This window comes from Kluyvera sp. EC_51 (genome assembly GCF_019584505.1).
Lineage (GTDB): Bacteria > Pseudomonadota > Gammaproteobacteria > Enterobacterales > Enterobacteriaceae > Kluyvera > Kluyvera sichuanensis.
This window is the reverse complement of the sequence record NZ_VDAG01000111.1, coordinates 36,682-60,025: the sequence shown is the minus strand read 5'-3', so window position 1 is coordinate 60,025 and position 23,344 is coordinate 36,682. Positions and strand designations below refer to the sequence as shown.

Annotated in this window: 20 protein-coding genes; 13 read left to right on the top strand and 7 right to left on the bottom strand. The window is 55.0% G+C overall.

Annotation, left to right across the window (positions count from 1 at the left end; translation table 11 throughout):
• Positions 1-90 precede the first annotated feature (90 nt).
• The 4 genes from fhuA to fhuB are packed head-to-tail and all read left to right on the top strand — an operon-like array spanning position 91 to position 6,016.
• Positions 91-2,301 carry a ferrichrome porin FhuA gene (fhuA, locus tag FHC49_RS21755; protein ID WP_220440837.1) on the top strand — a complete coding sequence of 737 codons (2,211 nt, stop codon included), beginning with the start codon at positions 91-93 and terminating at the stop codon, positions 2,299-2,301.
• Positions 2,302-2,349: 48 nt separating this feature from the next.
• The gene (gene fhuC / locus FHC49_RS21750; RefSeq protein WP_185669238.1) at positions 2,350-3,147 is read left to right on the top strand and encodes a Fe3+-hydroxamate ABC transporter ATP-binding protein FhuC; all 798 of its coding nucleotides are present in this window, start codon (positions 2,350-2,352) and stop codon (positions 3,145-3,147) included.
• Positions 3,147-4,037 carry a Fe(3+)-hydroxamate ABC transporter substrate-binding protein FhuD gene (gene fhuD / locus FHC49_RS21745; RefSeq protein ID WP_220440836.1) on the top strand — a complete coding sequence of 297 codons (891 nt, stop codon included), beginning with the start codon at positions 3,147-3,149 and terminating at the stop codon, positions 4,035-4,037. Before fhuC ends, fhuD begins: the two co-directional genes overlap by 1 nt.
• Positions 4,034-6,016, top strand: coding sequence for a Fe(3+)-hydroxamate ABC transporter permease FhuB (gene fhuB, locus FHC49_RS21740; RefSeq protein ID WP_220440835.1), 1,983 nt, complete (start codon positions 4,034-4,036; stop codon positions 6,014-6,016). Before fhuD ends, fhuB begins: the two co-directional genes overlap by 4 nt.
• A gap of 143 nt (positions 6,017-6,159) precedes the next feature.
• Here the strand turns inward: fhuB and hemL are convergent, their stop codons facing one another.
• Together hemL and FHC49_RS21730 are read right to left on the bottom strand one after the other, a co-directional pair.
• Positions 6,160-7,440, bottom strand: a complete 1,281-nt coding sequence (gene hemL, locus FHC49_RS21735; protein WP_220440834.1) for a glutamate-1-semialdehyde 2,1-aminomutase — start codon at positions 7,438-7,440, stop codon at positions 6,160-6,162.
• A gap of 162 nt (positions 7,441-7,602) precedes the next feature.
• Entirely contained in the window at positions 7,603-8,337 is a 735-nt protein-coding gene (locus FHC49_RS21730) for a GntR family transcriptional regulator (RefSeq protein ID WP_106925532.1), read from the bottom strand.
• A gap of 463 nt (positions 8,338-8,800) precedes the next feature.
• Between FHC49_RS21730 and tkt the strand changes: the two genes are divergently transcribed.
• The 6 genes from tkt (at position 8,801) to erpA (ending at position 15,135) form a co-directional block, all read left to right on the top strand.
• A complete protein-coding gene (gene tkt / locus FHC49_RS21725; protein WP_220440833.1) occupies positions 8,801-10,792 on the top strand; it encodes a transketolase in 1,992 nt (663 codons plus the stop codon).
• Between the two features lie 38 nt (positions 10,793-10,830).
• On the top strand, positions 10,831-11,295 hold the full coding sequence (locus FHC49_RS21720; RefSeq protein WP_185669233.1) for a PTS sugar transporter subunit IIA: 465 nt from the start codon (positions 10,831-10,833) through the stop codon (positions 11,293-11,295).
• Between the two features lie 33 nt (positions 11,296-11,328).
• Positions 11,329-11,601 (top strand): PTS sugar transporter subunit IIB, encoded by a 273-nt coding sequence (locus FHC49_RS21715; RefSeq protein WP_185669232.1) that lies wholly within the window; start codon positions 11,329-11,331, stop codon positions 11,599-11,601.
• A 40-nt stretch (positions 11,602-11,641) separates the two neighbouring features.
• Positions 11,642-13,009 carry a PTS ascorbate transporter subunit IIC gene (locus FHC49_RS21710; protein WP_185669231.1) on the top strand — a complete coding sequence of 456 codons (1,368 nt, stop codon included), beginning with the start codon at positions 11,642-11,644 and terminating at the stop codon, positions 13,007-13,009.
• Between the two features lie 280 nt (positions 13,010-13,289).
• Complete coding sequence (gene clcA / locus FHC49_RS21705; protein ID WP_185669230.1) at positions 13,290-14,708, top strand: H(+)/Cl(-) exchange transporter ClcA; 1,419 nt, start codon at positions 13,290-13,292, stop codon at positions 14,706-14,708.
• An 82-nt stretch (positions 14,709-14,790) separates the two neighbouring features.
• The gene (gene erpA / locus FHC49_RS21700; protein ID WP_106925544.1) at positions 14,791-15,135 is read left to right on the top strand and encodes an iron-sulfur cluster insertion protein ErpA; all 345 of its coding nucleotides are present in this window, start codon (positions 14,791-14,793) and stop codon (positions 15,133-15,135) included.
• A 136-nt stretch (positions 15,136-15,271) separates the two neighbouring features.
• On the opposite strand, the gene FHC49_RS21695 is transcribed toward erpA, so the two are convergent.
• The 3 genes from FHC49_RS21695 to mtnN are packed head-to-tail and all read right to left on the bottom strand — an operon-like array spanning position 15,272 to position 17,401.
• The gene (locus FHC49_RS21695; RefSeq protein WP_185669229.1) at positions 15,272-15,895 is read right to left on the bottom strand and encodes a TRIC cation channel family protein; all 624 of its coding nucleotides are present in this window, start codon (positions 15,893-15,895) and stop codon (positions 15,272-15,274) included.
• Between the two features lie 14 nt (positions 15,896-15,909).
• Positions 15,910-16,710, bottom strand: coding sequence for a vitamin B12 ABC transporter substrate-binding protein BtuF (gene btuF / locus FHC49_RS21690; protein WP_220440832.1), 801 nt, complete (start codon positions 16,708-16,710; stop codon positions 15,910-15,912).
• Positions 16,703-17,401, bottom strand: coding sequence for a 5'-methylthioadenosine/S-adenosylhomocysteine nucleosidase (gene mtnN / locus FHC49_RS21685; protein WP_220440831.1), 699 nt, complete (start codon positions 17,399-17,401; stop codon positions 16,703-16,705). Before mtnN ends, btuF begins: the two co-directional genes overlap by 8 nt.
• Positions 17,402-17,498: 97 nt before the next feature.
• On the opposite strand from mtnN, the gene dgt reads away from it, so the two are divergent.
• The 3 genes from dgt to cdaR all read left to right on the top strand — a co-directional run bounded on the left by dgt (position 17,499) and on the right by cdaR (position 21,913).
• A complete protein-coding gene (gene dgt, locus FHC49_RS21680; protein WP_185669226.1) occupies positions 17,499-19,013 on the top strand; it encodes a dGTPase in 1,515 nt (504 codons plus the stop codon).
• Between the two features lie 135 nt (positions 19,014-19,148).
• Entirely contained in the window at positions 19,149-20,597 is a 1,449-nt protein-coding gene (gene degP / locus FHC49_RS21675) for a serine endoprotease DegP (RefSeq protein WP_185669225.1), read from the top strand.
• 158 nt (positions 20,598-20,755) lie between these two features.
• Positions 20,756-21,913, top strand: coding sequence for a DNA-binding transcriptional regulator CdaR (gene cdaR, locus FHC49_RS21670; protein ID WP_185669224.1), 1,158 nt, complete (start codon positions 20,756-20,758; stop codon positions 21,911-21,913).
• Positions 21,914-22,004: 91 nt separating this feature from the next.
• Here cdaR and FHC49_RS21665 read toward each other — a convergent pair whose 3' ends face one another.
• Together FHC49_RS21665 and dapD are read right to left on the bottom strand one after the other, a co-directional pair.
• On the bottom strand, positions 22,005-22,388 hold the full coding sequence (locus FHC49_RS21665; RefSeq protein WP_035891957.1) for a DUF3461 family protein: 384 nt from the start codon (positions 22,386-22,388) through the stop codon (positions 22,005-22,007).
• A 108-nt stretch (positions 22,389-22,496) separates the two neighbouring features.
• Positions 22,497-23,321: a 2,3,4,5-tetrahydropyridine-2,6-dicarboxylate N-succinyltransferase gene (dapD, locus tag FHC49_RS21660; RefSeq protein ID WP_004872026.1), complete on the bottom strand. Its 825-nt coding sequence runs from the start codon at positions 23,319-23,321 to the stop codon at positions 22,497-22,499.
• Positions 23,322-23,344: the final 23 nt, after the last annotated feature.

Sequence of the window (23,344 nt, the reverse complement as noted above, 5' to 3'; positions counted from 1 at the left end):
TGCTATGCGTCCAATGCATGACCTATTATTCCCATCGTTATAATAATAATTCTCGTTTACGTTATCATTCACTTCATCAGAGATATACCAATGGCGCGTCTAAAAACTGCTCAGCCAACCCACTCGCTGCGTAAACTCGCAGTTGTAGTAGCCACGGCGGTTAGCGGCATGTCTGTATATGCACAGGCAGCAGAACAACCTAAAGAAGAAACCATCACCGTCACCGCAGCTCCGGCGGCTCAGGAAAGTGCCTGGGGTCCGGCGGCGACGATTGCGGCAAAACACTCCGCAACGACAACCAAGACTGATACTCCGATTGAGAAGACTCCGCAGTCTGTTTCGGTGATTACCCGTCAGGAGATGGATATCCATCAGCCGACGACCGTTAAAGAAGCAATGGCGTACACGCCAAGTGTCTTCTCTACTCGCGGAAGTTCTTCGACTTATGATGTGGTTTCTATCCGTGGTTTTACGTCGCCAACAACGGTTAACACCAACCAGTATCTGGATGGTATGAAGCTTCAGGGAAATAACTACTCTGAAGTCTCTATGGACCCTTATTTCCTGGAACGCGTAGAAGTGATGCGCGGGCCAACTTCCGTGCTGTACGGCAACAGCAACCCTGGCGGTATCGTCAGCATGGTCAGCAAACGCCCGACCACTGAACCGCTGCGTGAAATTCAATTCAAAATGGGCACAGATAACCTCTGGCAGACCGGTTTTGACTTTAGTGATGCGATTGATGACGCAGGCGTGTGGTCTTATCGCCTGACCGGTTTAGGCCGCAGCCAGGACACACAGCAGGATATGGCCAAAGCGAGTCGTTATGCTATCGCTCCATCCTTCAGTTTGCGTCCGGATGATAAAACGGACTTCACCTTCCTGAGCAACTTCCAGAGCGATCCGGATGCGGGTTACTACGGCTGGCTGCCGCGTGAAGGTACGTTGGTTCCGTACGTTGATGCCAACGGCAATTCTCACAAGTTGCCGACTGACTTCAACGAAGGCGAACAGGACAACAAAATGCAGCGCCGCCAGCAGATGGTGGGCTACAGCTTCTCTCACGAATTTAACGACACCTTCACCGTGCGCCAGAACCTGCGCTACGACCAGGTGAAAACCCTGTACCGTTCGGTATATGGTTTTGGTTACATAGATCCGGGTCAGATCCAGCGTAAGTATGTGCGTTCAGATGAGAACCTCAATGCCTTCACGGTTGATACGCAACTGCAGTCCGATTTTGCTACGGGCGATGTTGAGCATACTCTGCTGACAGGCGTTGACTATTCACGCATGCGTAATGATGTGAACGCAGTGTATGGCGATGCCAACGCGCTGGATATGAATAATCCGCAGTATGGCAACCCGGGTGTCAAGATCACCTCTCACTATGTCGTGCTTAACCGTATGGAGCAGACTGGTCTGTATGCACAGGATCAGATGGAGTGGGATAAATGGGTGCTGACGCTGGGTGGTCGTTATGACTACGCGATGGCTTCAACCTTAACTCGTTCCGACAACTCTCTGGCTCAGAATCATGACCAGCAGTTCACCTGGCGTGGTGGTCTTAACTATCTGTTTGATAATGGTATTTCACCATATTTCAGTTATAGCGAATCTTTCGAGCCAACGTCGGGAACGACCAAAGAAGGCAAGCCGTTCGACCCATCTCGCGGTAAGCAGTATGAAGCCGGTGTGAAGTACGTACCAAAAGATATGCCGGTAGTACTGACGGGGGCGGTGTATCAACTGACCAAAGACAAGAACCTGACTTCCGATCCGAACGATACCACCGGTTGGTATAGCGTTCAGACCGGGGAGATTCGTTCTCGCGGTATTGAGCTGGAAGCAAAAGCAGCGGTTAATGAAAACATTAACGTGACGGCAGCTTATAGCTACACGGATGCGGAATACACTGAGGATACGACCTTCAAAGGTAAGCGTCCTGCAGAAGTACCGCGTAACCAGGCTTCTCTGTGGACGGATTATACCTTCTACGACACGGCGCTGAGTGGTCTAACCTTCGGTGCAGGCGTTCGTTATACGGGCTCTACCGTTAGCTACTACAAAAGCGATACCACGACTGGCAAGAAAAACGAGCAGTTTAGCGTAGGCGGCTATACCGTTGCCGATGCGATGGTGAAATACGATCTGGCGCGCGTAGGCCTGCCGGGTTCATCCATTGCTGTTAACGTCAATAACCTGTTCAACCGTGAATACGTCTCCAGCTGCTACAGCGAATACGCGTGCTACTGGGGCGCTGAGCGCCAGGTTGTTGCTACCGCAACGTTCCGTTTCTAACCACCTCCAGGGCGCGGGTTTTCCGCGCCCTTTAACATGTTGACGGTTATGCAGGACAAGACAACTCATTCTGATACGACCTTTTCTCTGGAACAGGTCGTTTTTCGCGTTCCAGGCCGTACGCTTCTTCATCCTCTCTCCCTAACTTTTCCCGCGGGCAAAGTGACCGGCCTTATCGGCCATAACGGCTCGGGTAAATCCACGCTGCTGAAAATGCTTGGCCGTCATCAGGCTCCGTCGGAAGGAGAGATCCTCCTGGACGGTCAGCCGCTGGCGAGCTGGAACAGCAAAGCTTTTGCCCGTAAGGTTGCCTATCTGCCGCAGCAGCTGCCGCCTGCAGAAGGGATGACCGTGCGTGAACTCGTCGCCATTGGTCGCTACCCGTGGCACGGCGCGTTGGGCCGTTTCGGCGTGGCCGATCGTGAAAAGGTCGAGGAAGCGATCTCCCTCGTGGGGCTTAAACCGCTGGCGCATCGCCTGGTCGATAGCCTCTCCGGCGGCGAACGTCAGCGCGCGTGGATTGCCATGCTGGTGGCGCAAGATAGCCGCTGCCTGCTGCTCGACGAGCCAACCTCGGCGCTCGATATTGCCCATCAGGTTGACGTGCTGGCGCTGGTGCACCGCTTAAGCCAGCAGCGTGGACTGACGGTGGTCGCCGTTCTGCACGATATCAACATGGCGGCGCGCTACTGCGACTATCTGGTGGCGCTTCGCGGCGGCGAAATGATTGCCCAGGGCTCGCCGGACGAACTGATGCGTAGCGACACGCTGGAGCAGATTTACGGCATCCCAATGGGTATTCTTCCGCATCCAGCCGGTGCCGCACCGGTAAGTTTTGTCTATTGATGACTGATTCGAATTTGATAAACCGCCGCCGTTTTCTGGCGGCGATGGCGCTCTCGCCGCTGCTCTGGCAGATGCAAAAAGCCCAGGCCGCGCCGGTGAACGCTGAACGTATCGTGGCGCTGGAGTGGCTGCCCGTCGAGCTGATGCTGGCGCTAGGCGTCACCCCTTACGGCGTGGCGGATATCCCCAACTATCGCATGTGGGTCAACGAACCGGTGCTGCCGGACTCGGTGATTGACGTGGGGCTGCGTACCGAACCTAATCTTGAACTGCTGACCCAGATGAAGCCCTCGATGCTGGTCTGGTCTGCGGGCTATGGCCCTTCACCAAAGATCCTCGCGCGTATTGCGCCGGGGCGCAGCTTTGCCTTCAGCGACGGCAAACAGCCGCTGGAGCAGGCGCGGCGCTCGCTGCTGGAGATGGCGGAACTGCTCAATAAGCATGACGTTGCTCATCGCCATCTGGCGGAGTTTGATGCCTACATCGACAGCCTTAAACCGCGATTTGCCTCACGTGGCGAACGCCCGCTGCTGATCATGTCGCTGCTCGACCCGCGCCATATGCTGGTGTTTGGCCCGAACTGCCTTTTCCAGGAGATCCTCGATCGTCTGGGCGTGAAGAACGCCTGGCAGGGGGAGACAAACTTCTGGGGCAGCACGGTGGTCGGTATCGACCGCCTGGCGGCCTACAAAGACGTCGATGTGCTCTGCTTTGACCACGGCAATGCCGCTGATATGCGCCAGCTGGCCGCCACGCCGTTATGGCAGGCGATGCCGTTTGTCCGCGCGAACCGGGTGCAGAACGTTCCGGCGGTCTGGTTCTACGGCGCAACGCTGTCGGCGATGAACTTCGCTCGCATCCTTGATAACGCACTGGGAGGCAAAGCGTGAAAACGACCCGCTCTCCTTTTGCCACGCTGTTACTGCTGGCGCTGTTTATTGTCGGGCTGGCGCTGACCTGGTTTAACTTCAACATTGCGCTGCCTCACACGCTCTGGTTCCAGGCAATACGCCAGCCGGATATTAACGCCATCGATCAGATGCTGTTCCACTACAGCCTGCTGCCTCGCCTGGCTATCTCACTGCTGGTCGGCGCCGGACTGGGGCTGGTGGGCGTGCTGTTCCAGCAGGTGCTGCGTAACCCTTTGGCTGAGCCAACCACGCTTGGCGTGGCGACCGGCGCGCAGTTGGGGATGACCATTACCGCGCTGTGGGCCATTCCTGGCGTGCTGGCCTCGCAGTTTGCTGCGCTGGCGGGGGCCTGCATCGTCGGTGCGCTGGTCTTCGGCGTGGCGTGGGGCAAACGCCTCTCGCCGGTAACGCTAATTCTGGCCGGGCTGGTGGTGAGCCTGTACTGCGGCGCGATAAACCAGCTGATGGTGATTTTCCATCACGACCAACTGCAAAGTATGTTCCTGTGGAGCACCGGGACGCTGACCCAGACCGACTGGAGCATCGTGCAACGTCTGTGGCCGCAGTTGCTCGGCGGCGTGATGCTCACGCTGTTGCTGCTGCGCCCGTTAACGCTGATGGGGCTGGATGACGGCGTGGCCCGCAACCTGGGTCTGGCGCTCTCGCTGGCGCGTCTGGGGGCACTGACGCTGGCTATCGTTATCAGCGCCTTCCTCGTCAACGCGGTGGGGATTATCGGCTTTATTGGCCTGTTTGCCCCGCTGCTGGCGAAGATGCTGGGCGCACGACGCTTGCTCTCCCGCCTGATGCTGGCCCCGCTGATTGGCGCGCTGATTCTGTGGCTCTCCGATCAGATAATCCTCTGGCTTACCCGGGTGTGGATGGAAGTCTCCACCGGCTCCGTGACCGCACTGATTGGTGCACCGCTGCTGCTTTGGCTGCTGCCGCGCCTGCGCAGCATGAGCGCACCGTCGATGAACGCTAACGACAGTGTGGCGAATGAACGTCAGCACGTGCAGTGGTTTGCGCTGGGCGGACTGGTGATTCTGTTAGCGGCAATGTTTGCTGCGCTGTCGCTGGGCCGCGATGCGCACAGCTGGCACTGGGCGAGCGGTACCCTGCTCGACGAACTGATTCAGTGGCGCTGGCCGCGTATCGCCTCGGCGCTGATTGCCGGGGTGATGCTGGCGGTGGCGGGCTGTATTATTCAGCGCTTAACCGGCAATCCGATGGCGAGCCCGGAAGTGCTGGGGATCAGCTCCGGCGCGGCGTTTGGCGTGGTACTGATGCTGTTTGTGGTGCCGGGCAACGCGTTTGTCTGGCTGCTGCCGGCGGGCAGCCTGGGAGCAGCGGTCACGCTGCTGGTTATCCTGATTGCCGCCGGGCGCGGCGGATTTTCACCGCACCGAATGCTGTTGGCGGGGATGGCGCTGAGTACCGCGTTCACCATGCTGCTGATGATGCTGCAGGCGAGTGGTGACCCGCGCATGGCGCAGATCCTGACGTGGATTGCCGGTTCAACCTATAACGCGACCGGCAAGCAGGTGGCGCAGTCGGCTACTGCCATGGTGATTTTCCTGTTGCTGGTGCCGCTTTGCCGCCGCTGGTTAACCATCCTGCCGCTGGGTGGCGAAACGGCGCGCTCTATCGGTATGGCGCTGTCACCGGCACGTATCAGTCTGCTGCTGCTGGCGGCGTGCTTAACGGCGGCGGCCACGCTGACCATCGGGCCGTTAAGCTTTGTCGGGCTGATGGCGCCGCATATTGCGCGCATGATGGGCTTCCGCCGGACGATGCCGCATATCGTGATGTCGGCACTGATAGGTGGGCTGATACTGGTGTTTGCTGACTGGTGTGGGCGTATGCTGATGTTCCCGTATCAGGTGCCAGCAGGGCTGCTGTCGACCTTTATCGGTGCGCCGTATTTTATCTATTTACTGAGAAAGCAGAGCCGGTAGAGGAAGGCCCCCTCACCCTAACCCTCTCCCCATAGGGGAGAGGGAACCGTTCGATGCAGCATTGACCTACAACACCGATCTGTTTTTCTCCCTCGCCCCTTTGGGGAGAGGGCCGGGGTGAGGGGGAACTTCGCCAATATCCCTTACAGCTTCGCAAACACCCGACGCGCCGCGTCAACGGTGTTGTTGATATCTTCTTCGCTGTGGGCGATAGACATAAAGCCTGCTTCAAACGCCGACGGCGCCAGATACACGCCTTCATCCAGCATCAGATGGAAGAAACGCTTAAAGCGTTCAACGTCGCACTTCAGCACGTCCTGATAGCAGGTCACTTCTTTGGCATCGGTGAAGAAGATCCCGAACATGCCGCCCACGTTGTTCACCACCAGTGGAATACCGGTTTCCTGCGCGGCATCCAGCAGACCCTGCGCCAGCTGGTTGGTCAGGTCGGTCAGGGTTTCGTGAACGCCAGGCTGTGCCACTTCGGTCAGACAGGCGAAGCCCGCTGCCATGGCAATTGGGTTACCGGAGAGGGTACCCGCCTGATAAACCGGACCGGTTGGCGCCAGCGCATCCATCACGTCGCGACGACCGCCGAAGGCGCCTACCGGCATACCGCCGCCGATGATTTTGCCAAGGCAGGTCAGATCCGGCACCACGTCGTAGTAGGACTGCGCCCCAGCCAGCGCCACGCGGAAGCCGGTCATCACTTCATCGATAATCAACAGCGCGCCGAACTCGTCACACAGCGCGCGCAGGCCCGGCAGGAAATCAGCCTGCGGTGGAATGCAGTTCATGTTGCCGGCAACCGGTTCAACGATGATGCAGGCAATATCCTGCGGGAACTGCTCGAACGCCGCGCGTACGGACGACAGATCGTTATAGGTGCAGGTGAGGGTGTGCTTAGCGAAATCGGCCGGCACGCCCGGTGAGTTTGGCTGGCCGAGGGTCAGCGCGCCGGAGCCTGCTTTAACCAGCAGGCAGTCGGCGTGGCCGTGGTAGCAGCCTTCGAATTTGATGATTTTGTCACGGCCAGTAAAGCCGCGCGCCAGGCGAATGGCGCTCATGGTTGCTTCGGTACCGGAGTTCACCATACGCACCATGTCCATGGTTGGCACCAGTTCAGTAACCAGCTTCGCCATAGTGACTTCCATCTCGGTCGGCGCACCGAAGCTCAGACCACGCTCGGCCGCTTCAATCACCGCATTACGAATAGCAGGGTGGTTATGGCCCAGTACCATCGGCCCCCAGGAACCGACATAGTCGATATAGGCTTTGCCATCCACGTCGTACAGATACGCGCCGTCCGCACGCTCGATAAACAGCGGCGTACCGCCCACGCCGGTGAAGGCACGTACCGGCGAGTTCACCCCGCCTGGGATAAGTTCACGCGCAGCGCTATACAGGTTTTCAGATTTGCTCATTGCCAGGATCCTGGTTCGTGGAAAATGTTTTGCCCGCTATTCTAAATTATTCCATAGAGGTTATGAAATTTTTGACCATTGTGGCGTGAATGTTGGGCAACAGAAATGATAGTGGCTGCCTTGTTATCAGCAGCGGCGAGGTCTGGCTGAAAATGACCCGCCTTATGAGCGGGTTGAGTTTTGTCTCAGGGGGAAAATACGCGTGTTGATGATGGCGATATTGACTTCGCAGGGGGTGCCGTCATCGAGATAAACGGTTTCATCAAGTTCGAGAACGGAGTCGTTCTCTTTGAGATTCAATAGATTAAGGATATCTTCGTCAACCAGGTTGATCGCGGTTAAATTCTGATCGCGGCGCTGGACCTTTTTACCGGTGATGCTTTCGATATAGCTATATTTTGATATTTCGAGCTGGCTTAATTCCATGCTGGTAAACATATTGACCGGCAGATGGATATGCTCAAGGGCGACGGGAATATCGTCAAAACACATCAGGCGTAAAATTTTATAGATCTGATCGCTATTTTTTATCCGTAATGACTGAGCGATTTCCGGCGATGGCACTTTCATAATGCTGAATTTAATGACTTTTCTGACGCCTTTATGGCCACTCTTCTGCGCCTGGAAATCAAAAGGTGACAGGGCGTGGAATCTGCCGGAATGGTTGCTTTTACCGATGGCACCAACGAACAAACCGGAGCCTTTCACGCGGTAAATTCGCTGTTGCTCGATCAACAGGCGCGTGGCCTCGCGCACCGTGGCTCGCGTGATGCCGATATTTTTGGCAATAGCAATCTCTGTGTCCAGTTTATCCCCTGGCAAAAGACCATCGGTCTTTATCTTCCTGAGAATGTAATCGACCACCTCTTTTTGCTTCTCTGTAATGCCATCAACCATCGACTTTCTTCCTAACCAATGTGGGCGATAACGCCGCTGGATCCTGTTTACATGTATGCCTGACTTTGTTTTCTGTCGACCAGACAGTTAACGTCATATTGTGAGCAAGTTAACGAATTTGAGTGAACAAACGCCGCATCGCGATAAAATGCATTTTTGCATATTGTATCTGGACACGTCTATGTGCATCATCAAGATGACTAGACAAGTGAAACATGTATAGACGTATATTGAAAGGCGTAAGGATGCAGTAATAGCGTAAGAATATAAAGTAATTCATTGTATTTTAATGTTTATTTTATTGCTGGTTGCCGAAAGAGAATTCAAGCCGCGTTGAACCGTATGGCGGCGTGATACAACGATAAAAACTAAGGTTTCTTTCGACATGTCTATTCATGCTGGCGTGGGGAAAACCCCGCAAACGTTATTGTTGAACGTAAAATCCAGGTAAAAAGAGAGACGTATGAGCAACAGAAAATTAGCGAATGCCATTCGAATTTTGAGCGTCGACGCGATTCAGAAAGCCAACTCCGGCCATCCGGGCGCACCGATGGGTATGGCTGATATTGCCGAGGTTGTCTGGCGTCATCACCTTCGCCATAACCCTAAAAATCCGCAGTGGTTTAACCGCGATCGCTATGTGCAGTCGAATGGTCATGGCTCGATGCTGCTTTATTCTCTGTTGCACCTCACGGGTTATGACCTGAGCATGAATGACATCCGTGAATTCCGTCAGCTTCACTCGCGTACGCCTGGTCACCCGGAGTATGGCTATACGCCGGGCGTTGAGACCACCACCGGCCCGTTGGGGCAAGGGGTAGCGAACGCCGTCGGCATGGCCATTGCCGAAAAAGCGCTGGCCGCTGAATTCAATAAACCTGGGTTTGATATCGTCGATCACCACACCTGGCTTTTCCTGGGCGATGGCTGCCTGATGGAAGGCATCTCCCATGAAGCATGCAGCCTGGCCGGAACTTTAGGGTTGGGGAACCTGATTGCCGTCTGGGACGATAATGGCATCTCTATCGATGGGCACGTTGAAGGCTGGTTTGCTGAAGATACCGCCGCCCGCTTCCGCGCCTATGGCTGGCACGTGATTGAAGGTATTGATGGTCACGACCCGCAGGCGATTGACGCGGCCGTTCGCGAAGCCAAACTGGTCAGCGATAAACCGAGCCTGCTGTGTTGTAAAACCATTATCGGTTTCGGCTCGCCGAATAAAGCGGACAGCCATGAATGCCACGGCTCTGCGCTGGGGGCCGATGAAGTTGCCCTGGTACGTGAACGCCTTGAATGGCCGTATCCGCCGTTTGAAATTCCTGCTGATATCTATGCCGCCTGGGATGCGACCGAAAAAGGGGCGCAGGACGAGCAGGCATGGGAGGCACTGTTTGCCGACTATGCGCTGCAATGGCCTGAACTGGCCGCCGAGTTTGTACGCCGTATGAAGGGCGAACTGCCTGCGCAGTGGGCAGGGAATATCCAGCACTATATTGATGATTTGCAGGCCAACCCGGCATCGCTGGCCACGCGTCAGGTGAGCCAGAACTGCTTAAATTTTTTCGCCGATATGATGCCTGAGTTGATGGGTGGGTCTGCGGACCTTTCGCCGTCTAACCTGACCAGGCATCAGAAGTCCGTCGATTTTACCGCCGAGCACGGGGCGGGGAACTACCTTTCTTATGGCGTTCGTGAATTTGGCATGTCCGCCATCATGAATGGTCTGGCGCTGCACGGCGGGTTTATCCCTTACGGCGGCACCTTCCTGATGTTTATGGAATATGCCCGCAATGCGCTGCGCATGGCGGCGCTGATGAAAATTCGATCCATCTTTGTCTATACCCACGACACCATTGGTTTGGGCGAAGATGGCCCGACGCACCAGCCGGTTGAGCAACTGGCCTCGCTGCGCCTGACGCCGAATATGGAAACCTGGCGCGGATGCGATCAGGTGGAAGTGGCGGTCTCCTGGCAGCAGGCGATTGAACGTCAGGACGGGCCTTCGGCCTTAGTGCTGACTCGTCAGCCGCTTGAACAGCAGGCTCGTAGTGCGGAACAGCTTAACAATATTGCGCGTGGCGGTTATGTGCTGGTCGACTGCGACGGTGAACCTGAGCTGATCCTGATATCCGCAGGTTCAGAGGTGGCGCTGGCGGTTGCCGCTGCGCGTACGCTGCAACAGGAAGGCCATCAGATTCGCGTGGTTTCCATGCCGTGCACCGAGCGCTTTGATAAGCAGGATGAGGCTTACAAAGAGTCCGTATTGCCGAAGAGTGTGCGTAACCGTCTGGCGATAGAAGCCAGTATTGAAGGGTTCTGGCAGCGCTATACCGGGCTGGATGGGAAGGTTATCGGCATGGACTCCTTTGGGGAATCTGCGCCAGCGAGCGTCCTGTTTAAATACTTTGGCTTTACGAAAGAGAATGTGACGGAAACGGCCCGTCGCATGCTCTAGTCACCCATTTTTATCATTAAGAACGATAGGTAATATCCATGCCAACATTATCCAACTGGCTGAATAAAAACAAAGTTCAGTATGTTCAATCGGTAAGTGACTGGAAAGAGGCGATTCAGATTGCAGGCCGCCCACTGCTGGATGAAGGAGCGATTTCACCGGCCTATATCGATTCGATTATCAAACAGAAAGAAGAGATCGGCCCCTATTTCGTGATTGCTCCGCGCATCGCGATGCCGCATACGCGACCCGAGCAGGGCGCAATGGCGCTGGGGCTCTCTATCGTCAAACTGGGCCAGGCGGTTGAGTTCAATTCAGAAGAGAACGATCCGGTGGACGCGATTTTTATGTTCTCCGCCCCGGACAGCAATAGCCACATTGAAATGATTTCGCAGCTCGCCGAAGTGCTGTCAGATGATGAGGTGATGCAGCAGATTTTTGATACGCAAAGTACTGAAGAATTGCAGGCGATTTTACTCGGTGAAACGTCGGCGTCTTGTTAATGACACCCCAATCGTAAAAATATGAGGTCTACTATGAAAATTATGGCGGTATGTGGTTCAGGTCTGGGTAGCAGCTTTATGATGGAAATGAACATCAAAAAGGTGCTCAAAAAAATTAATATCACCGCGGACGTTGAACACTCTGACTTGGGTTCCGTCACGCCCGACGTGGCCGATGTTTTCGTGATGGCGAAAGATATCGCCTTCAGCGCTAACTTACCGGCAGATAAAGTTATTGTGATTAATAACATTATCGACCTGAACGAAGTTGAACAAAAAATAAAAGACTACTTTGACCAGCAATAATTAAGTCGGGCAAGAAAAATACCCTGCGACAGAGGTTAATATGTTTGTTCAAAACGTTTTACAGCTTATTGTTGATATCCTGAAGGTGCCATCAATCCTTGTCGGGCTGGTGGCGCTATTCGGCCTGGTGGCACAAAAAAAATCCTTCCCTGACGTCATTAAAGGGACCGTTAAAACGATACTGGGCTTCCTGGTATTATCCGGAGGGGCTTTAGTTCTGGTCGGCTCGCTATCGCCGTTAGGTGATATCTTCAAGCAGGCCTTTGATGTGCAGGGTATTATTCCGAACAATGAGGCGATGGTCTCTATTGCACTGGAAAAATATGGCGCACCAACCACGCTTATCATGGCGTTCGGTATGGTCGCGAATATCGTGGTGGCGAGATTCACCCGTTTAAAATATATCTACCTGTCCGGGCATGTGACTTTCTACATGGCCTGTATGGTGGCCATTATTCTGTCAGTAGCCGGCTTCGAAGGCGTTCAGCTTATTTATACCGGTTCACTGGCGCTCGGCATGTTAATGGGCTTCTTCCCGGCTATTGCACAACCTTATATGCGTAAAATTATCGGTAATGACCAGGTAGCTCTGGCGCATACCGGTACGGTTGGCTACGTGCTTTCTGGGTGGATCGGTTCTGTCGTCGGTAAAGGTTCTAAATCTACCGAAGAGATGAACATGCCGAAGAACCTGAGCTTCCTGCGCGATAGCACGATCTCTATCTCTCTGACAATGATGATCATTTATCTGGTCCTGTCGATTTCCGCAGGTAAAGAGTACGTCGAGAGTCACTTTAGCCACGGTCAGAACTACCTGGTCTACTCCTTTATCCAGGCCATCACTTTTGCGGCTGGGGTATTTATTATCCTGCAGGGTGTGCGTTTAATTCTGGCGGAGATCGTTCCAGCATTTACCGGTTTCTCCGAGCGCCTGGTGCCTAACGCACGTCCAGCGCTGGACTGCCCAATCGTCTTCCCGTATGCGCCGAACGCGGTGTTAGTCGGCTTTATCTCAAGCTTTGTCGGTGGTCTGGTGGGTCTGTTCATCCTTGGGCAGCTCAAGTGGGTACTGATTCTGCCGGGCGTCGTACCTCACTTCTTCTGTGGGGCAACGGCAGGGGTATTCGGTAATGCGACCGGCGGTAAACGCGGTGCGATTCTCGGTGCCTTCGCTCACGGTATTCTGATTACCTTCTTACCGGTGGCGCTGATTCCGGTACTGGGTGCGCTGGGCTTAACCAACACCACCTTCTCCGATACCGACTTCGGCGTAGTGGGGATTATTCTTGGCAACATGGCGCGCTTTATGACGCCGGGCACCATCACCATGACGATTACCGGTATTTTCGCTCTGCTGGTGGCTTACAACCTGTTGGCGAAAAAGAAGCCTGAGCCAGTAGAAGAGTAAGGTATTACACAACCTAAAAACATGCCTCCGCCTGGAGGCATGTTGACGATAGCCCTTTCTTATCAGGCGCAGAGATCCCAACACCAGGGACGTCAACCGGTCAGGTCCGTTCAAACGATCTTCTGCGCCACTTTCTCTCTATTCATACTAACCTGTGATGAACTACGTCTTTACCCTGCTGTAACAAAGCATTCGCCGCGCAATTTTTTCGCGACGTCGCGCATATGACTGGGTAAAATGCCTTCCCTTCGTATTTGTATTACCAATTAGTGATGACGGTATGAGAGCAGAAATACCCCCTTTAGAGGCACAGCGGATGGTGCGTTTACGCCGCCGCGACGTAGTGCGTAAATTATTGAATCGCGATAAAACCCCGCTGATGGTGCTGCTGATGTCCGCCATCGTTGGCTCGCTCGTGGGGCTGGTCGGCGTGGCGTTTGAGCATGCGGTGAACTGGGTGCTGAACCTGCGTATTGGCACGCTGGCGCAGGTTGCCGACCGCTGGTATCTGGTCTGGCCGCTGGCGTTTGTACTGTCGGCGCTGCTGGCGATGTTTGGCTACTGGCTGATGAGACGCTTTGCGCCGGAAGCGGGCGGTTCGGGGATCCCGGAGATTGAAGGTGCGCTGGAAGACCTGCGCCCGGTTCGCTGGTGGCGCGTGCTGCCGGTGAAATTCTTCGGTGGGATGGGCACGTTGGGTTCGGGCATGGTGCTTGGTCGTGAAGGGCCGACGGTGCAAATCGGCGGCAATATCGGCCGTATGGTCGGCGATATTTTCCGCCAGCGTGACGAAGAGTCGCGGCACACGCTGCTGGCAACCGGCGCGGCGGCGGGTCTGTCGGCGGCGTTTAATGCGCCGCTGGCGGGCATCCTGTTTATCATCGAAGAGATGCGTCCGCAGTTCCGCTACAGCCTGATTTCGATTAAAGCGGTATTCACCGGCGTTATCATGTCGAGCATCATGTTCCGCATCTTCAACGGCGAAACGCCGGTGATTGAAGTGGGTAAGCTGACCAACGCGCCGGTCAACACGCTGTGGCTGTATCTGGTGCTGGGTGTGATTTTCGGCTGTGTTGGTCCGCTGTTTAATACTCTGGTGCTGAAAACCCAGGATATGTTTTTCCGTATCCACGGCGGTAACACGACAAAATGGGTGCTGATTGGCGGCCTGATTGGCGGCGGCTGCGGCGTGCTGGGGCTGTTTCAATCGGCAGCGGCGGGCGGCGGGTTTAACCTGATCCCGATTGCGGCGGCGGGGAATTTTACCGTCGGTTCGCTGCTGTTCCTGTTTGTTGCCCGCGTTATCACCACGCTGCTGTGCTTCTCCTCCGGCGCACCTGGCGGGATTTTTGCGCCAATGCTGGCGCTGGGCACGCTGCTGGGAACGGCCTTCGGTATGGCGGCGATGCATCTGTTCCCGGCCTACAATCTGGAGGCGGGGACCTTCGCGATTGCCGGAATGGGCGCGCTGCTGGCGGCCTCCGTCCGCGCACCGCTCACCGGCATTGTGCTGGTGCTGGAGATGACCGACAATTATCAGCTCATTTTGCCAATGATTATTACCGGTCTCGGTGCCACGCTATTGGCGCAGTTCCTCGGCGGGCAGCCGCTCTACGCCACGATTCTGGCGCGAACCCTGGCGAAACAGGAGGCCGAGCAAGAGGCTAAGGCCAGGCAGTCGGCCCCGGAGAATACTTGAACGATTTACCAGGGTATTAGATAATGACCAAAAGAGTCGGGTTATTATTTGCCCAGACCCGCTGTATTAATGGGAGCAAAAAATGAGTGATGACGTAGCGCTGCCGCTGGAGTTTACCGACGCCGCAGCCAAAAAAGTAAAAGTCCTGATTGCGGATGAAGAGAATCCAAACCTGAAGCTGCGCGTGTATATCACCGGCGGCGGCTGCAGCGGCTTCCAGTATGGCTTTACCTTTGATGACCAGATCAACGAAGGCGACATGACCATCGAAAAACAGGGCGTAGGCCTGGTGGTTGATCCGATGAGCCTGCAGTATCTGGTCGGCGGTTCGGTGGACTATACCGAAGGTCTGGAAGGTTCGCGCTTTATCGTGACCAACCCGAACGCAACCAGCACCTGCGGCTGCGGTTCTTCCTTCAGCATCTAAGCTTGCTGACCAGATAGATAAAAAAACCACCGAAAGGTGGTTTTTTTGTGTGCATCTTTTGTAGCCCGGACGAGGTGCGCTAGCGCCGACTCCGGGGCATCCCCGGCGGCGCTGCGCTTGGCCGGGCTACGCAGGTTTAACGACCGTTATCATCCAGCGCAAAAGTCGGCAGCTTCAGATGCCAGCGAATCGCCGCCAGGCGAATAGCTAGCGTCACCACCATCCCCATCATACTGGCGTTCTCCAGTGGTATCTGGAAGGTGTAATAGGCCGTCGCGTGCACAATCCCGCCGATAATACAGGCCGTGGCGTAGATTTCGGTTCGCAGGATCATCGGCACTTCGCGCGCCAGTACGTCGCGAATTATCCCGCCGCCGACGCCGGTAACGACACCCATACAGACGGCAACCAGCGGCCCGGAGTGGGCGATAAACGCCTTGTTCACGCCAATCCCCACGAACACCGCCAGCCCCACGGCATCCAACACCGGTAGCACCCATTTGGGCAGGCGACGCGGTTGACGAACCAGCACGATAGTCAGCATTGAGGTGACCATCGCCACCACCAGATCCGTGGGGTCTTTCACCCAGAAGACCGGGCCGTTGGCGAGCGCCATATCACGAATGGTTCCGCCGCCCACGGCGGTCACCACGCCAAGAACCAGAACGCCAAAGGGGTCCATACGCAGTTTCCCCGCCAGCAAGACGCCGGAGACAGCGAAGACGATGGTGCCAACAATATCCAGCCAGTAGACAAGCATGACCTATTACCTGATTAATTAACCTGCGATAGTGCAGTACAGAGTTGTTTTGCGGCGAGGATAATACGTGGGCTTGCGCGTTCAAACCAGTCACTATTAAGGGGAATAATGGGGATTGTGAGCTGACTAGCCCAGTAGTGCTGAATTTTCGGAATCTGACCCGCATCGCCCGCGGCAACAATCACCTGCGGCTGGCGCATCAGCACCTGTTCACGGCTGACCTGAGGCCAGGCCACGCGGCTGTCGGCAAAGATATTTTGGCCACCGCACACTTCCAGTATCTGGTTCTGGATGGCGCTTTTGTTGCTGGTGAAAATGGGGTTAAAGCCGAACTGCATAAACACCCTTTTTTTCGGTGCTTTTGCATACTGCTCCTTTAGCTGCGCATAGTCATGCAGCAGTGTGGCAGCGGCCTGTTCGGCTTTTTCGGGCTGCGGGCTCCATTTCGCCAACTGGCGAAGCGTTGCGGCGATCTCTTCAATGCTGTGCGAATCGACCCACAGCACGGTAATGCCCAGTGAACGCAGCTGGTTCACCTGACGCTCGGCGTTACCTTCTTTCCACGCCAGCACGACGTCCGGGTGCAGGGCGACAATACGCTCGAGGTTAATGCCCTGCCAGGAGGCAACCTGTTCGATCTCTTTTGCCGCAGCGGGATAATCAGACCATGCGCTGACGCCAACGGGGGTGATGCCGGCGGCAAAAGCCAGTTCGGTATTGGCGGGGGAGAGGGTGATGACCCGCGGCGCGGCGACAAGCCACGCCGGGGCGCTAAGCAGCAGGGCGAGCAGCCCTGTCAGGAGTCGCTTAGTCACGTGCCAGTTTCTGCACCAGCGTTTCGACCATCAGGGTCGACTGCTTCGCAGCAACGGCCAGGAACTCTTCGAAGCTCAGGTGAGACTGCTGGTCGGCCACGTCGGAAATCGCGCGGACGACCACGAACGGCACGGCAAAGCTGTGGCAAACGTGGGCAATCGCTGTCGCTTCCATCTCTACCGCAATCGCCTGCGGGAAGTTGGTGCGGATTTTTGCCAGCGCTTCGGAACCGTTAATAAAGGCATCGCCGCTGACAATCAGGCCGCGTACGGCATTCAGGTCGAGGGATTTGATGCACGCTTCAGCGGCGGCAACCAGTTTGTCGTCGGCTTTGAACGCCGCCGGGCAACCTGCCATCTGGCCAATTTCATAGCCAAAAGCGGTGACGTCGGCATCGTGGTAGCGCGCTTCGTCAGAAACCACGATATCGCCCACTTTCAGCGTTGGCGCCAGGCCACCCGCGGAACCGGTGTTGATAATCACGTCCGGCTGGCAGCGCTCCAGCAGCAGCGTGGCGCCCATTGCGGCGGCCACTTTGCCAATCCCGGATTTCAGTAACGCCACATCCACGCCGTTCAGCTGGCCGGTGTAGATTTCGCTACCGCCGATGGTGATAGTCTGACGATTTTCGATTTTGTCACGCAGCAGCGTAACTTCTTCTTCCATTGCGCCAATAATGCCGATTTTCATAGATTTACTCGCGATGTGCCAGGTTTAAAGGCATAGTTTATCATGTGGTTCAGGGGAAGCGCATTTCTTGTAATAGGAAGCTCGCGACGGAGAGGCTATGGCTAAGATTGATTTTCGCAACAAAATTAACTGGCGTCGGCGCTATCGCTCGCCGCAGGGTGTCAGCTCCGAGCATGAGATTCTGCGTATTTTTGAAAGCGATCGCGGGCGCATTATCAACTCACCGGCCATCCGCCGCCTGCAGCAAAAAACGCAGGTATTCCCGCTAGAGCGCAACGCCGCGGTGCGAACCCGCCTGACGCACTCGATGGAAGTACAGCAGGTGGGGCGCTATATCGCCAAAGAGGTGTTAAGCCGCTTAAAGGAAAAACATCTGCTGGTGGCCTATGGCCTGGACGAACTGACCGGGCCGTTTGAAAGCATCGTTGAGATGGCCTGCCTGATGCACGATATCGGCAACCCGCCGTTTGGTCATTTTGGTGAAGCGGCAATCAACGACTGGTTCAGCCAGCGGCTGGCGCCAAAAGACGCGCTTCGTCAACCGCTGAGCCACGACCGCTGCGAGGTTATCGACCTTCGACTCCGTGAAGGCGAAGAGACGCTCAATACGCTGCGCAGCAAAGTGCGTCAGGATCTTTGTCATTTTGAAGGCAATGCGCAGGGGATTCGCCTGGTGCATACCCTGATGCGTATGAACCTGACCTGGGCGCAGGTTGGCTGTATTTTAAAATATACACGCCCGGCGTGGTGGTCGACGGAGACCCCGGCGACGCACAGCTATTTAATGAAAAAACCGGGCTACTACCTGGCGGAAGAGCACTATATTGAACGCTTACGTAAAGAACTGGATTTAGCGCCTTACAATCGATTCCCATTAACGTGGATTATGGAAGCCGCTGATGATATCTCTTATTGCGTGGCTGACCTCGAAGATGCGGTAGAAAAAAGGATCTTCAGCGTTGAGCAGCTGTACCAGCATTTATATGATGCCTGGCCTGAACACACCAAAGGCTCGTTGTTTGCTCAGGTGGTGGAAAATGCCTGGGATAAATCCCGGGCGAATTCATTAAGCCGCAGTACGGAAGATCAGTTCTTTATGTATTTGCGGGTGAATACTTTAAATAAGCTGGTGCCCTACGCGGCGCAGCGATTTATTGAAAATCTGCCACAGATCTACCAGGGTGATTTTAATCATGCACTACTGGAAGATGACAGTAGCTATAGCCAGTTGTTGAAGCTATATAAAAATGTGGCTAGAAAACATGTCTTTAGTCATCCTGAAGTCGAACAGTTAGAATTACAAGGCTATCGGGTGATTGGCGGGTTATTAGATATTTACGCGCCTTTGCTTAAATTATCCTTAAGCGACTTCAGCGAATTGGTTGAGCAAGAACGCGTGCGTCACTTGCCTATCGAATCACGGTTGTTTTGTAAACTCTCAACGCGTCATCGTTTAGCTTACGTTGAGGCAGTAAATAAACTCTCCCGTGATTCCGTTGAGTTTCCGGTGATGGAATATTATTATCGTTGCCGCCTGCTGCAGGATTATATCAGCGGGATGACCGATCTCTACGCCTGGGATGAATATCGGCGGTTGATGGCGGTAGAATAATCAGAAGTTTTGTAAAGACGCTCAATAAATTTTTACTTTTAGCAGATGCAGTTGTACGGAACTTAGTGCCATAAAGTGAATCTGATAGTCACGAACACAGCAATTTTGCGTAATCTGATATTGAGATTGAAACACATGAAAAAAACCACGTTAGCAATGAGTGCACTGGCTCTTAGTTTAAGTCTGGCTCTGTCTCCGTTGTCCGCTAGCGCGGCCGAGACGGCATCTTCTTCCGCATCCGCCGCACAGCCAATGCCAAGTCTGGCACCGATGCTGGAAAAGGTTATGCCGTCTGTCGTCAGCATAAATGTTGAGGGCAGCACAACGGTAAACACGCCGCGTATGGGACGTAACTTCCAGCAGTTCTTTGGCGACAACTCGCCGTTCTGCCAGGACGGTTCTCCGTTCCAGAGCTCTCCGTTCTGCCAGGGCGGTGCAGGCCCGGATGGCGGTAACGGTGGCAATCAGCCACAGCAGCAGCAGAAATTTATGGCCCTCGGCTCCGGGGTGGTGATTGACGCGGCGAAAGGTTACGTCGTGACCAACAACCACGTGGTGGATAATGCCAATACCATTAAGGTTCAGCTGAGCGACGGCCGTAAGTTTGACGCGAAAGTGGTTGGTAAAGACCCGCGTTCTGATATTGCGCTGATTCAGATTCAGGATCCGAAAAACCTGACGGCGATTAAGCTGGCGGACTCTGACGCCCTGCGCGTCGGCGATTACACCGTGGCTATCGGTAACCCGTTCGGCCTGGGTGAAACCGTGACCTCCGGTATCGTCTCCGCGCTGGGTCGTAGCGGCCTGAACGTTGAAAACTACGAAAACTTTATCCAGACCGATGCGGCAATTAACCGCGGTAACTCCGGCGGCGCGCTGGTGAACCTGAACGGTGAGCTTATCGGTATTAATACCGCGATCCTCGCACCGGACGGCGGTAACATCGGTATCGGTTTCGCCATCCCGAGCAACATGGTGAAAAACCTGACCGACCAGATGGTGAAATTCGGCCAGGTGAAACGCGGTGAGCTGGGTATCATGGGTACCGAGCTGAACTCCGAACTGGCGAAAGCGATGAAAGTCGACGCCCAGCGCGGTGCCTTCGTAAGCCAGGTGATGCCGAACTCTTCGGCGGCGAAAGCCGGGATCAAAGCCGGTGACGTGATCACCTCACTGAACGGCAAGGCGATCAGCAGCTTCGCTGCACTGCGTGCGCAGGTTGGCACCATGCCGGTAGGCAGCAAAATCAGCCTCGGCCTGCTGCGTGACGGTAAGCCGGTAACGGTGGATCTGGAACTGCAGCAGAGCAGCCAGACTCAGGTTGACTCCAGCTCAATCTTCAGCGGTATTGAAGGGGCTGAAATGAGCAACAAAGGTCAGGACAAAGGTGTCGTGGTGAATACCGTAAAAGCGGGTTCTCCGGCGGCGCAGATTGGTCTGAAGAAAGGGGATATTATCGTCGGCGCCAACCAGCAGGCGGTTAAAAACATCGCTGAGCTGCGTAAAATCCTCGATAGCAAACCTTCGGTACTGGCGCTGAATATCCAGCGTGGCGATAGCTCCATCTATCTGCTGATGCAGTAATCGAGACCTCAACCCTTTCCCCGCCCGGGGAAAGGGTTTTTCCCTTCGTAATGTGAAGCACCCCACAACTCCATAGATCTCAACCGTGCTTTGTGCATTTGCACAGTGCGGCGCTTTTGCATCTTTCCTATCATGTAACCTGCTCACAGGAGGGGTTCATGGCTAGCTGGCATCTTGATACTAAAATGGCGCAGGATATCGTGGCGCGCACGATGCGCATTATCGATACCAATATCAACGTAATGGATGCCCGCGGGCGCATTATCGGCAGCGGCGATCGTGAACGTATTGGGGAATTGCACGAAGGCGCGCTGCTGGTACTCTCACAAGGGCGCGTGGTGGATATCGACGATGCCGTAGCCCGCCATCTGCACGGGGTGCGTCAGGGGATCAACCTGCCATTGCGCCTGGAAGGTGAGATCGTTGGTGTTATCGGCCTGACCGGTGAGCCGGAAACGCTGCGCAAATATGGCGAACTGGTGTGCATGACCGCAGAGATGATGCTTGAGCAATCGCGCCTGATGCATCTGTTGGCGCAGGATAGCCGACTGCGTGAAGAGCTGGTGATGAACCTGATTCAGGCCGAGGAGAACACGCCGGCGCTGACTGAATGGGCGCAGCGACTGGGCATTGACCTTAATCAGCCACGCGTCGCGGCGGTGGTGGAGGTCGACAGCGGACAACTGGGCGTTGATAGTGCGATGGCGGAGCTTCAGCAGCTGCAAAATGCGCTGACGACGCCGGAGCGTAACAACCTGATTGCGATAGTCTCGCTGACCGAGATGGTAGTGCTGAAACCGGCGCTTAATCAGTTTGGCCGTTGGGACGCGGAAGATCACCAGAAGCGCGTGGAACAGCTGATCTCCCGCATGAAAGAGAACGGGCATCTGCGTTTTCGCGTGGCGCTGGGCAACTATTTTACCGGGCCGGGCAGCATCGCCCGTTCCTACCGTACGGCGCGCACCACCATGATGGTGGGTAAGCAGCGTATGCCGGAGAGCCGCAGCTATTTTTACCAGGATTTGATGCTGCCGGTGCTGCTCGACAGCCTGCGCGGTGGCTGGCAGGCCAATGAGCTGTCGCGTCCGCTGATGCGTCTGAAGGCGATGGATAACAACGGCCTGCTGCGTCGTACGTTGACGGCCTGGTTTCGCCATAACGTGCAGCCACTGGCAACCTCAAAGGCGCTGTTTATTCACCGCAATACGCTGGAGTATCGATTGAACCGAATTTCGGAGCTCACCGGGCTGGATTTGGGGAATTTCGATGATCGCTTACTGCTGTATATTGCGTTGCAGCTGGATGAACAACGGTAGTAGAACCCGGCGGCGCTGCGCTTGGCCGGGCTACATTTGGCTTGTAGCCCGGGCGAGCGCAAGCGACCCCGGGAAGACAACCCGCAAAAATTTACTTATTGCGCGTTAACTTCTCCAGATCGGCTTCAATCTCGCTGATCTTGTTGGTCACGACGCTTTCGAGATGGCGCAGATCGTCGAGGATCTTACGCTTAAGATCGACTTCGGTGCGATCGCGCTGGCAAATCTGGTCCAGCTCATCAATCACGTAGCGCAGGTTTGGGCTGATCTCCTGCACTTCTTTGAAGCCCTGACCATCGCCGGCAATCGTTTTACGCTGGCGTGGGTATTTGAACTTCACGCTCTTGGCGAAAAACTCACCCTTATCCTTCTGGAAATAGATTTTCAGGATATCGTTGTTGGCTTCCTGCCGGAGGCTGTAACGATCGATTTCATCGGGATTGGTAATCCCCAGGCTTTTCAAATTATCGTACATAGCGGTACCCCTGATCTAAATTAACTATTGAATAATTAACGAAAAAATCTATTTCCGCCAGCTTACGAATAAAAAAAAGCGGGGTTGCCCCCGCTTTTTCGCATCTTATTAATCGATAGTACGCAATAGCTCGTTGATGCCCACTTTACCACGGGTTTTGGCGTCTACTTTTTTCACAATCACCGCACAGTACAGGCTGTACTTGCCATCTTTGGATGGCAAGTTGCCGGAAACGACAACGGAGCCTGCCGGTACGCGGCCATAGAATACTTCACCGGTTTCGCGGTCGTAGATTTTGGTGCTCTGGCCCAGGTATACGCCCATGGAGATAACAGAGCCTTCTTCCACGATAACGCCTTCAACCACTTCGGAACGTGCGCCGATGAAGCAGTTGTCTTCGATGATGGTTGGGTTCGCCTGCAGCGGCTCCAGTACGCCACCGATGCCGACGCCGCCGGACAGGTGAACGTTTTTACCGATCTGCGCGCAAGAACCCACGGTCGCCCAGGTATCTACCATGGAGCCTTCGTCAACGTAAGCACCGATGTTCACGTAGGATGGCATCAGCACGGTGTTGCGAGCGATGAATGCGCCCTGACGAACGGCTGCCGGGGGCACCACGCGGAAACCTTCTTTCTGGAAACGCGCTTCGTCGTAGTCAGCGAATTTCATTGGTACTTTATCGAAGTAGCGGCTTTCCGCACCGTCGATAACCTGGTTATCGTTAATACGGAAAGAGAGCAGAACCGCTTTCTTCAGCCATTGGTGAGTCACCCACTGACCGTCAATCTTTTCAGCGACACGCAGCGCGCCGGAATCCAGCAGGGAAATCACCTGGTTAACCGCTTCGCGGGTTACGGTATCCACATTTGCCGGCGTGATGTCGGCGCGACGCTCAAAAGCGGACTCAATAACGTTCTGTAATTGCTGCATTGTTTACTCTTTCCATTTACTTA